The sequence below is a fragment of the Rhizobium etli CFN 42 genome (assembly GCF_000092045.1).
Classification (GTDB): Bacteria; Pseudomonadota; Alphaproteobacteria; order Rhizobiales; family Rhizobiaceae; genus Rhizobium; species Rhizobium etli.
In genome coordinates this window covers 3086928-3100317 of sequence record NC_007761.1, presented here as the reverse complement: position 1 = coordinate 3100317, position 13390 = coordinate 3086928, and the positions used below count along the sequence as shown (strand labels likewise).

The window sequence follows — 13390 nt, the reverse complement described above, 5'->3', positions numbered from 1 at the left end:
TCCTCCCTTCGGCGGTTATATAAATTCCTTGAGTGGAAGCACTGGCTTTGCCGGGGAGAACGAAAATGGAATGGAGAGGCCGGCGTCAGTCCGACAATATCGAAGATCGCCGCGGCAATCCGAGGAGCGGCGGGTTCGGCCGCGGCGGCGGCTTCAACTTTCCCTCGGGCGGCGGCGTTCGCCGCGCCGGCGGCGGCTTGAGCATCGGTACGATCATCTTCCTCGTCGTCATCTATTTCATCTTCAAGATGATGGGCGTCGACCTGCTGCAGGTGCTCGAAACCGGCGGCATGTCGAGCGGCCCCGGTTACGAACAGAGCCAGTCCGAAGGAACACGCACGCCAGCCAACGACGAGATGACCGCATTTATGCGCACCGTTCTGGCAGAGACCGAGGATACATGGAACGGCATCTTCCAGGCACAGGGCCAGAATTACGAGGAGCCGCGGCTTGTGCTCTTCTCGGGACAAACGCAATCGGGCTGCGGCTTCGCCTCAGCCGCGACCGGGCCGTTCTACTGCCCAGGTGATCACAAGGTCTATCTCGACACGGATTTCTTCCAGGAACTCTCCGACCGGTTCGGCGCTTCGGGCGATTTCGCCGAAGCCTATGTCGTCGCCCACGAGGTCGGCCACCACGTGCAGAACCTCCTCGGCATTCTGCCGAAGTTCAACGAGGCCCGCCGGCGCATGAGCGAGGAGCAGGCCAATGAGATGTCGGTGCGCGTCGAGCTGCAGGCCGATTGCTTCGCCGGCATCTGGGGCAAATATACCCAGCAGAAGGGTCTGCTGGAATCCGGCGACCTCGAGGAAGCACTGAATGCCGCCCAGCAGATCGGTGACGATACGATGCAGAAGCGGTCGCAAGGTTACGTCGTGCCCGAGAGTTTCAACCACGGCACCTCGCAACAACGCGTCAGATGGTTTAAACGCGGCTTCGACAGCGGCCAGCTGTCGGCCTGCGATACGTTCTCGGGGCCGGTTTGAGTTTGCCTAGCTGAGGTTTGTGGGTGTAGCCCCCTCATCCGCCTGCCGGCACCTTCTCCCCGCTGGGGCGAAGGGGACTTGCCGCAACGTCTCGATTCCCTCTTCTCCCCAGCGGGGAGAAGGTGGCCCGGAGGGTCGGATGAGGGGGCCACACGGAAGGACTTTCGCTTCAGGCCTTCGGGCTTGGCGATCTGGACGCCGTTCCTGCGAGGGCCACCCGGCAGCGCCCGGCGGTTGAGGGATTTCATGAACTTCCCGTACGGCTGCATCAAAAACTTTGAAATGTTCACGGATTGTTTCGTTTTCTTTTCTGAGCTATGTCACTTGAGCGGCGACGAGATCGTCTTTTCAGAAACATGCTGTAGAGATGCCTCATGCTTGACCCGAAATTCGTTCGCCGAGGGCTTTTCCTGGTCTTCATCATCCTGTTTCTCGACATTATCGGCATCGCCATTATCATGCCGGTGCTGCCGGCTTATCTGGAGCAGCTGACCGGCGGCAGCGTCAGCGATGCGGCAATCGACGGTGGCTGGCTGATGCTCGTCTATGCCGGCATGCAGTTTCTGTTCGCGCCGCTGCTCGGAAACCTGTCCGACCGTTTCGGCCGCCGGCCGATCCTTTTATTGTCGGTGCTGACCTTCGCGATCGACAATTTCATTTGCGGCATCGCCACCAGCTTCTGGATGCTGTTCGTCGGCCGCGTGCTTGCCGGTATCAGCGGCGGCAGCTTCGCCACATGCTCGGCCTATATCGCCGATATCAGCACCGAGGAGAACCGGGCGAAGAATTTCGGGCTGATTGGCATCGCCTTCGGCGTCGGCTTCACGATCGGCCCCGTCATCGGCGGGTTCCTCGGCGAGTTCGGGCCGCGCGTGCCGTTCCTTGGCGCGGCAGCGCTGTCGCTTCTCAATTTTATCGCCGCCTGCTTCCTGCTGCCGGAAACGCTGGAAGCGAAGAACCGCCGCCGCTTCGAGTGGAAGCGCGCCAACCCGCTCGGTGCGCTGCGCCAGATGCGCCATTACCCCGGCATCGGCTGGGTCAGCCTCGTCATGTTCCTGTTTTTCCTGGCGCATGCCGTCTATCCCTCCGTCTGGTCGTTCGTCTCGACCTATCGTTACGGCTGGAGCGAGGGGCAGATCGGCCTGTCGCTCGGTATCTACGGGATCGGTGCCGCGCTCGTCATGGGGTTCGTCCTGCCGCGGATCGTGCCCCTGCTCGGCGAGTGGAAGACCGCTCTCCTCGGCCTGTGCTTCTCGGCTGCGGGACTGACCGGCTATGCCTTCGCCTGGGAGGGATGGGTCGTCTACGTCGTCATCGTCGCGACCGTCATCGAAAACGTCGCCGATCCGCCGCTGCGCAGCATCGCCGCTGGCAAAGTGCCGCCTTCGGCTCAGGGCGAGCTACAAGGCGCGCTGACCAGCCTCAGCAGCATCACAACGATCGTCGGGCCGCTGATCTTCACGCAGATGTTCGGCTATTTCACGCGGCCCGAGGCGCCCGTCACCTTTGCCGGTGCGCCTTATCTCACTGCCGCCGTGCTCATCCTGCTGGCCGCCGGTGTATTCCTCACCAGGGTTAGGCTCCGTGAGCCGGCCGAGGTGCTGGAAGCGGCGGGCTGATCAATCAGAAATAGTGATGTCATGATGAATTTTTCATCATCTTCCCGTTCTGGGGTAGTTCTCTGCGAGGCTTTGATCTAAGTCCGAATGATATTTTGCCGCTTCATTACGCGGCGTTGCAGATTTCAATCACAGGACTGGTGTCATGGACACGCCGATCGACGCGCGCAGGCTTGCGCCGACAAACGATAACCGTTGGGGCGCACATTTCCGTGCAACGCTGGCGCTCGGCATTCCGCTGATCGGCGCCCAGCTTGCCCAGCTCGGCATCCACACCACCGATGTGATGATCATCGGACGTCTCGGCGCCGAGCAGCTGGCTGCCATGGTGCTATCGGCCCAGTTCCTGTTCACGATCCTGATCTTCGGCTCGGGCTTTTCCATCGCCGTCATTCCGATGGTGGCGCAGGCCTATGGCCGCGGCGACGTCGTCTCAGTGCGCCGATCGCTGCGCATGGGTCTGTGGGTGGTGATCGGATTCTGGATCATCGCACAACCGGCCTTTTTCAATGCGGAACAGATCCTGCTTTTTGCACAGCAGAAGCCGGAAGTGGCCAGGCTCGCCCATGGCTATATTCTGATTGGTCAATTCGGCGTGCTGCCGGCCCTTCTTTTCAACGTGATGCGGGCTTTGGTCAGCGCCATCGGCAAGGCGGGCATCATCCTCAACGTCACCATCGTCACGCTGGTGATGAACGCAATGTTCGCTTACGCTCTCGTGCTCGGCCATTTCGGCTTTCCGGCAATGGGGCTCGAGGGTGCGGCGATCGTCTCGGTGGTCGTACAGACGGCAGGCTTCCTCTTCATCCTCGTCTTTGTCCAGCGGCGGGAAGAGACGCGGCGCTACGAGATCTTCGTGCGGTTTTGGAAGCCGGACTGGCACGCGCTGCTGGAGGTCATCCGGCTCGGTTTCCCGATCAGCGTCACCGTGCTTGCTGAGGTCAGTCTGTTTACGGTCGCGTCGCTTCTGATGGGTTATATCGGCACCATCGAGCTTGCCGCGCACGGCATCGCCCTGCAATGGGCCTCGATCGCCTTCATGATCCCTCTCGGTCTCAGCCAGGCGGCGACGGTGCGCATCGGCGTGGCGCACGGGCAGGGCAATTATGATGGGCTGGTGCGCGCTTCGATCATGGTTCTTGTCATTGCCTGCGCCATCTCGGCGGTCGGATCGGTGATCTTCGCCACCATGCCGCAATTCCTCGGCAGCTGGTTCCTCGACGTCAACTCGCCGGAGGCGCCGCAAGTGCTGGCCTATGCCGGTCCGCTGATCGTCGTTGCTGGGCTTTTCCAGCTCGTCGACGGGCTGCAGGTGATCGCCAACGGTTTGCTGCGCGGCCTGAAAGATGCGCGTGTCCCGATGGTCATGGCTCTGATCGCCTATTGGCCGATCGGCTTCCTCCTCGCCTGGGCCTTTGCCTTCCCGCTCGGCTTCGGTGGGATCGGTATCTGGTTCGGCTTCCTCGTCGGACTGGCGGCTGCCGCCGTTATGCTCTGCGCTCGCTTCTATCTTCTCCTTCGCCGGGAAGGCGCGCTGGCCGGCACCTGAGCCGGCCGTCCGGCCTTAAGCGGCGACAGGTTTGTAGCCGGCGATATCGGCGCGAATGCCGAGACGGGCAAACATCTCCTGCGGATCGAAATTGGCGGCCTTGTGGGCGGCCGCCACGGCTGCCCGCGCGCGCTCAACGACCACGGTATTTTCCCATTCGGCAATGGTGACGAAATTGAATTCGCCGGGACCGGCGACCTGCTCCAGCACCCTGTGTTCGATGAAACCTTCCTGTGCTTCCAGCAGCTTGTGGGTCATCATCACCTTGACGAGAAATTCCTCGCGCGCCGCTGCCGGCACGACGAACTTGTCGACACGATAGAAAGCTCCGCTCATTCCTTTTCTCCTGCATCGGATGTCCGCGAGCGTTTGTAATTCCTCAACTATGGTTGAGGTCAATATGGAAGCTAAGACGTCCGGTCACTAACTTGGGGCGACCGCTTCCTGAAGCCTTCGTGTTCCAGAGTGACGGCATTGCTTCCAATATGGTGGTTTGCGACAGCTGGATAGCAACTGTGCGCCAGCAACAGTCGGTGGGCTCGACGTGAAGGGACGACCGCGTTGGGCCGATGGCCGACCGTCCGCTGCTTGGGAGCCCGACACGAAAAGCGGACATAAATCGCCAAGGGCTGGGATTGGCGCCCAAAGCAGACAATGAGGTACCGCGCAGGAACGTTAACTGCTGACCAACCCATACAGATAAGAGGCAAGTGCGCTGCAGAATGGCGGAGATATCTGCGCCTGCGCGGGGGCTGTCGGCGGGGACTAAATTGGCGTAAGCTGTGAAGGAGGTACACCATGCGCAGCAGCATCACTGCAGCTATTGTCGCGCTCGTCGTTTCGCTTGGCAGTCTGGCGCGGGCGGAGATCCTGATCGGAGCAGCAGGCCCGGTCACAGGACCGCTCGCGTGGATCGGGGAGCAGATGCAGCGCGGCACAGAGATGGCAGTGGCCGACATCAATGCGACTGGCGGCGTGCTCGGGCAGCAGGTGCAACTCATCACGGTCGACGACTTTTGCGATCCCGAGCAGGCTGTGGCGGCCGCCCAGAAACTGGTGGCTGACGGTGTGGTGCTCGTCGTCGGGCATTACTGTTCCCAGGCCTCGATCCCGGCATCCAAGGTGTACGAGGCCGCGGGAATTCTACAGATTTCACCCGGTTCGACCAATCCGCTGTTGACCGAACAAGGCCGTGCAAATGTTTTCCGCGTCATTGGTCGCGACGACGCGCAGGGGGTGGTAGCCGGCAACTATCTGGCCGATCATTGGGGTGACAAGAAAATAGCGATCCTTCACGACAACACCACCTATGGGAAGGGGCTCGCCGACGAGACCAGAAAGCAGTTGAATAAGCGGGGTGTCACCGAAGCGATCTACGAAGCCTTCACCCCCGGGAAGAACGACTATACAGCCGAGATCTCGGCGTTAGAGGGCGCCGGCATCGCCGTGTTGTATGTTGGTGGGTATCTGCCCGAGGTCGCGCTTATGGTTCGCGCTTCACGAGACCGCGCCTACGCACTTCAACTCGTATCAGGCGATGGCATGGCGAGCGAGGACTTTGCACTGATCGCCGGATCTGCCGCCGAGGGTACGCTCTTCACGTTTAGCGCGGACCCACGGCGCGTCCCTCAGGCGGCTCAAGTGGTCGAGCGTTTCCGTGCCGAGAATTTCGAGCCCGCAGGCTACACACTGCTCAGTTACTCCGCCGTCCAGGTCTGGTCGCAGGCGGTGAAGAAGGCCGGTTCTCTAAGGCCGCAGGAGGTGATCGCCTCAATGCAAGGTAATCAATTCGAAACGGCAATGGGCCGGGTCGATTTCGACGACAAGGGCGACCTCACCGTTCAAAGCTGGATATGGTATGTCTGGAAGGGTGGCGAATACGTGCCGCTGGAATAGTCAACCGCCGGCCGGGTGGATCGCTTTAGACCAATCTGTGCAGACTTTGCTGGCTGCGCAAGCCAGACCTTGCTGTTGCCGCCATGTTTGACCGCGTCGGCATACGCGGGCGCCTGTTGCTCGCCTTCTTCGGCATCAGCACCTTCGCAGTGCTCGCGACCGCCGCAGCTCTCTATGCCTTCCTTCAGGTCGGCGACGTGGTCGATCGCATCACCAAGGAACGGGTGCCGACGGCGCTCGCCTCTCTCCAATTGTCGCGCCAGGCTGAGAGGGTCGCCTCCACCGCGCCGTCCGTGCTGGCGGCGACCAGCACGGTTCAGCACAACCAGGTTTCGGCTGCGATCGGAGTCGAGATGGGGCGTCTCGAAGAGTTGCTCGCCGCACTCAAAGGCACCGCATTCAGCGCGACGGCGGTGACGGAAATCGAAGACGCGGTGATTGGTCTACGACGAAACCTCGATGCTCTCGACGATCTTGTGGCCGTTCGCCTTACCATGGTTCAGCGCAAGGAGGAGTTGCTGCGCCGCTTGTCGGACACGACAAATGCAAGTCAGCGTCTCGTCGCGCCCGGTATCGTCGTGATGAACTCCAAGGTTCCCCAGTGGCGCGCAGCGGTGGCTGATCCCGCCGCACCACCCGACGCGCGTGCTGCGGCGACGAGCGACCTGGTCAAGGCAATCGCGGCCTACATCCCCCAGCAGAGGGCGCAACAGGAGATCTCGGCAGTCAACGACGCGCTGGTCAAAACTGCTAACGCGCCTACGCCGGGAGATCTGAAGCTGATCCTGTTTCCGCTGCGCCGGTCGCTCGCCGCACTCGAAACGGTCTCCACCGAGATCGACGAAAAGTTGCGGACCCGCTTCCAACAACGGCTGGACGAGTTGAAGTCGCTGACCGACGGTGAGAACGGGATCCCGAAGGTACGACAGGACGAGTTTGCTGTCCTTGCACAGGGCGAAAAGCTTCTGGCTGAAAACAGTCGGCTATCGCGCGACCTTACCGCGGCCGTCGATGGCCTGGTTGCAAAGGCAAACGATGAGATCGCCGCGTCCGCCCTCGAAGCCTCGGTCGTCCAGCGCTACGGCACCGGCATTGTCCTTGGTTCCGCCCTTCTAAGCCTGCTGAGTTCGGTTCTGGTTGTCTGGCTCTATGTCGACCGCAGCCTTCTCGCCCGTCTGGGAGAGGTAAGCCAAAGCATGCTGGCAATCGCGGGCGGCAATCTGAATGCACAAATTCCCGCTGGCGGCCGCGACGAAATCGGCCGCATGGCCGGGGCGCTCAGGCTGTTCCGGGACACTGCTGTCGAGGTGGAGGAAAACAGCCTGCGTGAGGTTGCGGAAGCGCGCCAGCGGCTTGTGGATGCCATCGAGAGCATCTCCGAAGGATTCGCTCTGTACGATGGCGAGGACAGGCTCGTGCTGAGCAATAGCCGCTACCGCGAGCTGTTGTATGCCGGCCTGGAAGAAATGACATCCGGCACGACATTCGAGCAGATTGTTCGCCGGTCCGCTGAGGGCGGCTACATCAACGATGCTGAGGGGCGAGTCGAGGAGTGGGTTGCCGAGCGGCTTTCGCGGCATCGCAACCCTGGTGAAACGTGGGTGCAGCGGCGTCGCGATGGGCGATGGATCATGATTAGCGAGCGGCGGATCACCGCTGGCGGCACGGTGGCCGTCTACTCGGACATCACCGAGCTGAAGCAACGGGAGGAAAACCTTGCCGAGAAATCCGCAGCTCTCGAAGCGCTTTCCAGCAAGCTGGCGAAATACCTGGCACCGCAGGTGTATAACTCCATATTCACCGGCCGCCAGGACGTCAGGATCGCCAGCCAGCGGAAGAAGCTGACGATATGCTTCTCCGATATTGCCGGCTTTACCGAAACCACAGACAAAATGGAATCCGAGGATCTCACACAGCTCCTCAATCACTATCTGACGGAAATGTCGAAGATTGCTTCAGATCACGGCGCGACGATCGACAAGTATGTCGGAGACGCCATCCTGATGTTTTTCGGCGATCCGGAAACCCGCGGCGTCAAGGATGACGCGCTCGCCTGCGTGCAGATGGCTCTCGCCATGCAAAAGCGGATGAGCGAGCTTGGGGAAATCTGGCGCGATATCGGAATTGAAACACCGCTGCGCTGCCGCATTGGCATTCACACAGACTACTGCACTGTGGGCAACTTCGGCAGCGAGGACCGGATGGATTACACGATAATCGGCGGCGCCGTGAATCTCGCCTCGCGCCTTGAGCAGGAAGCGTCGCCGGGCACCGTGCTCATTTCTTATGAGACGTTTGCCCAAGTGAAGGACACGATCGAGTGTGAGGAACTGGGGCATGTCCACGTAAAGGGACTAGCCTATCCGGTCGCCACCTATCGCGTGGTCGATCTGAAGGAAAATCTGGTCCGCAGCTGTCATACTGTCCGGACCGAACTGCCGCACCTGAGATTGGAAGCTGAGCCCGAGCTTATGTCTACCGATGAGCGCGATCAGGCCGCCGCCGCACTTCGAGACACGCTCGATCGACTTTGTCACAAGCCTGGGTCGTAGGCTCACGTTCACGCGGGTTATCGCCTCTACAGGCACCAACCTCGTAGACCGGCCCTCGGGCCAGCGTCGTAATTCGACCTTCCTGCAACGCTGGCTAGGCCCATGAAATGGCTGCACTATGTCCGCTTTGCAGCAACCGCGACCGCTGGCTCGATGAAACATTATGCGGGCGCGAAAGAGACATGAGGCCCATAGCAGCATTCGGACCCTTTGCTGCCGTTCGAGGTCGATCCGAGGAACGTGCGGTATGTGCTAGACTGCGGCCCGAAGACGGAACGCGACAGACGCATTGCGAGGGGCGGTTTGATCAAACGGGAATTCGCGCGACCGAGTGCCAACGTTGTGCTCTTGAAAGGGGAGACGAGGACGATGCCGACACCAGAGCAACCCAGTCTAATAGTTCGACAGAAATCCCCACCAAACATCGAGTTTCCGTTTGCGTCGCTCTCCGATTGGCTGATCCCAACCGAGCTGTTCTTCGTGCGAAACCATTTCCCGTCGCCGGACCTTGATGCGCGAGACTGGAGATTGCGCGTGGGCGGAGCGGTGGAGCGGCCGATCGATCTTGACCTCGACAGCATCAAGGCGATGCGGAGCACGACTTTCACTGCCGTCGTCGAGTGCGCAGGGAACGGGCGCGTCTACTATGTGCCGCCGAAGGAGGGGTTGCAGTGGCAGAACGGAGCTGTCGGCAATGCCGCGTGGACAGGTGTTCCTCTGCGCGAGATTTTAGAAATGGCGGGCGTTAAGCCAACCGCACGTGAGGTTCTGCTCGTAGGCGCAGACAGCGGGGTCGTCGACACGAACAAGAAAACGGCTTCTCCAGGCCCCATCGCTTTTGCGCGCAGTTTACCGCTTGAGAAGGCCATCGCTGATAGCACGATCCTCGCCTATTCGATGAACGAGGAGCCGTTGACGCGCGATCACGGCTACCCTGTACGCGCGGTCGTGGGTGGGTGGTTCGGCATGGCTTGGGTCAAGTGGATCACGCATATCACGGTTGTGGAGCAACCCTTCCTTGGCTACTGGCAGGCGCGCGACTATTTCCGTTGGGAGCGCAGCCTCGGGGAACCCAGGCTGGTCCCCCTTGCGGAGATGGAGGTCAAAGCGCAGATCGCGCGTCCCGTGCAGGGGGCGCGTCTCATCGCCGGCCAACCGTATCGGATTTTCGGAGCCGCCTGGGGCGGAGAGGCTGTTATCCGGCAGGTGCAGGTCTGCACCGGAGATGGCAGGGGCTGGCGCGAGGGAAGGCTCCTCGAAACAGAACGTCCCTTTGCATGGCGCTTGTGGGAGTACATGTGGACCCCTAAAGAAGTGGGGCAATATATACTGCGATGTCGGGCGATCGATGCTGCGGGGTGCGTGCAGCCCGACCACCCGCATTCCGACTGCGAGAGCTACGCGGCAAATTGGATCGTTGCGGTGGAGGTTACGGTCATTCCTGAGCCACAGATGTACGAGGAGGAATTCGTGATCTAATCACCCGCATGGGGCGGAATGGCGGCTCTGAGGGCGCAAAGCAGCCTTCTTCTTCTATACCAAAAAAGGACCGCTTCGGGCCGATAGCGGTCCTTCCTCTTCAAGATTCAAGAGATTCCACATCACGTTGGTGGCGCCGGTTTAGCGGCCCTTTGGAAATCGGCAGTTCTTGAAATCAGCGTTCGGCGAGCGCCGGTTCGCCCTTCTTCTCGCGCACCATGTTGATGAAGCGGCGGAAGAGATAGTGGCTGTCCTGCGGGCCGGGGGAGGCTTCCGGATGATGCTGGACGGAGAAGACCTGCTTGCCGAGAACGCGCAGGCCGCAATTGGTGCCGTCGAAAAGGGAAATATGAGTCTCTTCAACGCCGTCGGGCAGCGACTTCGAGTCGACCGCGAAGCCGTGGTTCATCGAGACGATCTCGACCTTGCCCGTCGTGTGATCCTTGACCGGATGATTGGCGCCGTGATGGCCCTGGTGCATCTTCTCGGTCTTCGCGCCCAAGGCAAGGCCGAGCATCTGGTGGCCGAGGCAGATGCCGAAGACCGGGATATCGGTCTTAACAAGCGTCTTGATCACAGGCACGGCATATTCGCCGGTTGCCGCTGGATCGCCGGGACCGTTCGACAGGAAAATACCATCCGGCTGCAAGGCGAGCACGTCTTCGGCGCTCGTTGTTGCCGGCACGACGGTCACCTTGCAGTCGAGGCCCGCAAACAGGCGCAGAATGTTGCGCTTGACGCCGTAATCAAGGCAGACGACGTGATATTTCGCATCCGCCGCGCCGAGTTCGCCGTAACCTTCGTTCCAGACCCACGGCGTCTGCGCCCATTGTGAGGACTGGCCGGAGGAGGCGATCTTGGCAAGATCGAGACCTTCCAGGCCGCTCCAAGCCTTGGCTTCGGCCTTCAGCGCCTCGATGTCGAAGAGGCCGTTGGGATCGTGGGCAATCACTGCGTTGGGAGCGCCGTTCTCGCGGATCCAGGCGGTCAGGGCGCGGGTGTCGATGCCGCAGAGACCGACGATGCCGCGTGCTTTCAGCCACTGGTCGAGATGTTTGGCGGCGCGGTAGTTCGACGGGTCGGTGATGTCGGCCTTGAAGATGACGCCGACCGCGCCGTGGCGGGCGGCAGGCGTCAGGTCCTCGATATCCTCGTCGTTGGTGCCGATATTGCCGATGTGGGGAAAGGTGAAGGTGACGATCTGGCCGAGATAGGAGGGGTCGGTCATGATCTCTTCGTAGCCGGTCAGCGCCGTGTTGAAGACGACTTCGGCCTGGACCTTGCCGGTGGCGCCGATGCCCCTGCCTTCGATCACCGTGCCGTCGGCAAGAACGAGCAGGGCGGTCGGCTTTTCGGTTGTCCAGGGTGCTGTTGCGGTCATCTTCATCCCGTTTCCGGCGGCCGATGCGCTTAGCCGCGCTCGTCGCCATTTGATCTCGCAGACGTGTGGGCACGGCAATGCCGCGCGCTTCAGGCCTGATCACGAATTTTGGTGCAGGTGGCGGTAAATAGCCACGCAATCGCTTAGCGTCAATCTTTGTAGCCGGAATTGCGGCCGTTTTCCTGCGCTTTATCGCGACGATCGCGCAATTTATTTGATCCACCGCATAGGCGTGGTTTATGAAACGGCATCAAAAAGGAGTGAAGACATGCTGCGCGATCAACTCGCCACCCAGCTGAAAGAGGCGATGAAGGCCAAGGATACGGAGCGGCTGTCGACCGTTCGGCTGATTCAGGCGGCGATCAAGGACCGCGACATTGCCAATCGCGGTACCGGCAAGGAGCAGGCGAGCGACGACGAGATCCTGCAGATCCTCGCCAAGATGGTGAAGCAGCGCGACGAATCGGCAAAGATCTATGAGGAGAATTCCCGACCGGAGCTCGCTGCCAAGGAGCGTGCGGAAATCGCCGTCATTCAGGACTTCATGCCGAAGCAGCTTTCCGACGGCGAAGTGCGCGCCAATATCTCGGCGATCATCACCGAGACGGGTGCTGCCGGCGTCAAGGACATGGGCAAAGTGATGGCGGCGCTCAAGGAGCGTTATGCCGGCCAGATGGATTTCGCCAAAGCGTCGGCAACCGTCAAGGAGCTTTTGAACGGATAAGCCTCAGATGGCCCGTCTCGCCTGCGGCTCTTCACGGACCGCAGGTCCGAGCACGGCCTCGGCAGCGGCATCGACGATGGCAAACTTCGCTGCCTGATAGTTCCAATATTCGAGGATGAAGCGGCGGGACAGCCAGAAGTCGCCCTTGCGCGAAGGTTCTGTCCAGCCGACACTTTCCATGGTCGCGGCTTGGGTCAGAAGCCGCTTCAGGTGGGTATTGGAAATCATGAATTGTTCGCGGAGCTCCCGCAGCGACAGGGGACCGATAACGACGCGCTCGGCCGCCCGAGGAAATTGCGGAAGGCGGGAGATCAGGTAATCCATCACCAGTCCGCCGGAATTCGCCCAGTTGAAGAGGTTGAAGGTAGGGCCAGGATTGCGCACGGACTCACTGCCGATGATCGCCCTTGCGATCCGCGGCTGAATCGCAGCCATTGTTGCGGAGGAGGCGGCGGTGATCTGGTCGGCGCGTTCGCCGCCGTCGAGGCTGTCGAGGATCATCATATGGGTGACGAGCCATCGGGTGAAATGCTGTTCGGCAATTTCGGTCGGTTCCAGATAGCGTGTGCGCTTGTCAGGTCCGGGCACCACACGCAGGAAACGATAGGCCAGCATTTCCTGCATGAAGGCCGCGACCGTGTTGCGGCTGGCGATGTCGTTCTTGACTGCGAAATCGACAAAGCGGCCGGAATAGAGGCCACCGCTCTGGCCGTCATCGGGATGACCGTAATGAAGTGCGAAGCCGGCATGGGCCAACAGCCAGCGCTGCTGCGCGGCGAAAATCGATGCGATGCGCGGGCTCTCGCGATAGATCGCAAGCAGTTGATTGGCGCAATGTAGGATCGCAGCGAGAAAGCGATCGTCTGCTGCAAGATTTTCCGCGGTGAAAGCCATTGGGAAGGTCCAGAAGTTCGGCGCATACATCTTTCATGCACGCGCCGTCTGTCAACGATTTTGTCGATAAGCGGTTAATTTTAAAGGGAGAGTCGGCAACAGAGCCCAAAAATTTAAGAAGGCAGGAGCTGGGGGCGCTCCTGCCTTCTTGCTCTTTGCTTCCGCCGGCAACGCAGGCTGAGGCCCAAGCCGGAGGGTATTTGCAAAGGCACCCTTGCGAAGCGGCGCCGGGGGTAGGGATGGTGCTTCGCTCGGGGATCGCTTTGTTGAGATCGAACCTATGGCGGTGCGGCTGTTTGTTCAAATTACA

Annotated in this window: 10 protein-coding genes; 7 read left to right on the top strand and 3 right to left on the bottom strand. The window is 60.7% G+C overall.

The window, feature by feature from the left end; translation table 11 throughout:
- Positions 1-65 precede the first annotated feature (65 nt).
- The 3 genes from ypfJ (at position 66) to RHE_RS15150 (ending at position 4154) form a co-directional block, all read left to right on the top strand.
- Positions 66-986 carry a KPN_02809 family neutral zinc metallopeptidase gene (ypfJ, locus tag RHE_RS15160; protein ID WP_011426207.1) on the top strand — a complete coding sequence of 307 codons (921 nt, stop codon included), beginning with the start codon at positions 66-68 and terminating at the stop codon, positions 984-986.
- 374 nt (positions 987-1360) lie between these two features.
- Complete coding sequence (locus RHE_RS15155) at positions 1361-2605, top strand: TCR/Tet family MFS transporter (RefSeq protein ID WP_011426206.1); 1245 nt, start codon at positions 1361-1363, stop codon at positions 2603-2605.
- A 145-nt stretch (positions 2606-2750) separates the two neighbouring features.
- Positions 2751-4154: an MATE family efflux transporter gene (locus tag RHE_RS15150; RefSeq protein WP_011426205.1), complete on the top strand. Its 1404-nt coding sequence runs from the start codon at positions 2751-2753 to the stop codon at positions 4152-4154.
- A 15-nt stretch (positions 4155-4169) separates the two neighbouring features.
- Here the strand turns inward: RHE_RS15150 and RHE_RS15145 are convergent, their stop codons facing one another.
- Complete coding sequence (locus tag RHE_RS15145; RefSeq protein WP_011426204.1) at positions 4170-4490, bottom strand: antibiotic biosynthesis monooxygenase family protein; 321 nt, start codon at positions 4488-4490, stop codon at positions 4170-4172.
- Positions 4491-4952: 462 nt separating this feature from the next.
- Between RHE_RS15145 and RHE_RS15140 the strand changes: the two genes are divergently transcribed.
- From RHE_RS15140 to RHE_RS15130, 3 genes are all read left to right on the top strand, one after another.
- Positions 4953-6050, top strand: a complete 1098-nt coding sequence (locus tag RHE_RS15140; RefSeq protein WP_011426203.1) for a branched-chain amino acid ABC transporter substrate-binding protein — start codon at positions 4953-4955, stop codon at positions 6048-6050.
- Between the two features lie 83 nt (positions 6051-6133).
- Positions 6134-8602: an adenylate/guanylate cyclase domain-containing protein gene (locus tag RHE_RS15135; protein WP_011426202.1), complete on the top strand. Its 2469-nt coding sequence runs from the start codon at positions 6134-6136 to the stop codon at positions 8600-8602.
- Positions 8603-8971: 369 nt separating this feature from the next.
- On the top strand, positions 8972-10081 hold the full coding sequence (locus RHE_RS15130) for a sulfite oxidase (RefSeq protein WP_011426201.1): 1110 nt from the start codon (positions 8972-8974) through the stop codon (positions 10079-10081).
- Positions 10082-10256: 175 nt separating this feature from the next.
- Here the strand turns inward: RHE_RS15130 and carA are convergent, their stop codons facing one another.
- Positions 10257-11462, bottom strand: a complete 1206-nt coding sequence (gene carA, locus RHE_RS15125; protein WP_011426200.1) for a glutamine-hydrolyzing carbamoyl-phosphate synthase small subunit — start codon at positions 11460-11462, stop codon at positions 10257-10259.
- Between the two features lie 268 nt (positions 11463-11730).
- Here carA and RHE_RS15120 point away from each other — a divergent pair, with 268 nt between their 5' ends.
- Entirely contained in the window at positions 11731-12186 is a 456-nt protein-coding gene (locus tag RHE_RS15120; RefSeq protein WP_011426199.1) for a GatB/YqeY domain-containing protein, read from the top strand.
- Between the two features lie 3 nt (positions 12187-12189).
- Here the strand turns inward: RHE_RS15120 and RHE_RS15115 are convergent, their stop codons facing one another.
- Positions 12190-13080, bottom strand: a complete 891-nt coding sequence (locus RHE_RS15115) for a hypothetical protein (RefSeq protein WP_011426198.1) — start codon at positions 13078-13080, stop codon at positions 12190-12192.
- Positions 13081-13390 lie beyond the last annotated feature (310 nt).